Origin of the sequence: Vibrio sp. YT-15 (genome assembly GCF_033337445.1) — a bacterium.
Lineage (GTDB): Bacteria > Pseudomonadota > Gammaproteobacteria > Enterobacterales > Vibrionaceae > Vibrio > Vibrio alginolyticus.
The window spans coordinates 1-1,147 of record NZ_JAWOQR010000132.1 but is presented as its reverse complement, the minus strand read 5'-3'; the positions used below and the strand labels follow the sequence as shown (position 1 = coordinate 1,147).

At 45.5% G+C, this 1,147-nt stretch carries 1 protein-coding gene; it reads left to right on the top strand.

Annotated features, from left to right (window positions below; translation table 11 throughout):
* Positions 1-245 precede the first annotated feature (245 nt).
* Positions 246-1,130 (top strand): D-hexose-6-phosphate mutarotase, encoded by an 885-nt coding sequence (locus R7D93_RS25810; protein ID WP_029810449.1) that lies wholly within the window; start codon positions 246-248, stop codon positions 1,128-1,130.
* The last annotated feature ends 17 nt before the right edge of the window (positions 1,131-1,147 follow it).

The window sequence follows — 1,147 nt, the reverse complement described above, 5'->3', positions numbered from 1 at the left end:
TAGCTCTTAACTAAGTTGAAAAAGAGGCGGCTTGATAGTCGCCTTTTTTCAACTCAGTTAAGAGCTAATCGCACACATCTCTAAGTAATTAGAAATCGTGATTAGCTCTTAACTGAGTTGAAAAAGAGGCGGCTTGATAGTCGCCTTTTTTGTATCTGGAATTTGAGAAAAATCTCAGACGTACTTTCATAAATACTGAGAAGTGCGCCGAAATCTACCTCTTCCCCAGTGTAGGAAACAAGCACATGGATTTAAAAACTCTTCCTCCTCTAACTGTTCTTTCAGACAACGTAACTGTTGTCGAAATCGATAACGTAAAGATCGTTCGTATTATTCATGACAAAGCGACAGCAGGTATTGCTTTACACGGCGGTCATGTAGTCTCGTACGCACCACAAGGTCAAGAAGACTTGATCTGGATGAGCGAAAAAGCCATTTTTGATGGCAAAGCAGCATTACGTGGTGGCATTCCTGTTTGTTGGCCTTGGTTTGGCCGTATTGCTGCACCAGCTCATGGCTTTGCGCGTACATCCGAATGGGAATTAGTTGAGCACCGCGAAAATGAAAATGGTGTCATCGTCGAGTTGGCACTGTTCCCAACCGAAGAAACACATCAAATTTGGCCACACATGTTTGATGCACGACTTCTTGTCGAAGTGGGTGAAGAACTCAAAGTAACGCTGAAAGTTCTTAATATCGATGATGAAGCTTGGACGTTCTCAGGCGCATTACATACTTACCTAAACGTGGGCGATATCAAACAAGCGCAAACAACAGGTATGGGCAATGAGTACATCGACAGCTTGAAAAATAGCGAAGTGTGTCAGGGTGGTGAGGTTCTTCAACTGACTGACACCATCGATCGCGTATACACGCAACCAGAAGCTCAAATTTTAGTGAAAGACCCTGTTCTTAACCGCACGTTAAGCGTAGCGAACCGCGGCCATAACTCAGCAGTACTATGGAACCCGTGGGCGGAAGGTGCACAAGGGATGGGAGACATGGCTGACAATGGCTATGAAACCATGCTGTGTGTGGAATCTGCCCTTCATGCGCCAAGTATTGAAGAAGGTAAGACTCTTGAGCCGGGCGAGAGCTACGAGCTCGTGACAGTGATTGCTGCACAATAATCTTCCTAGGCCGGCTC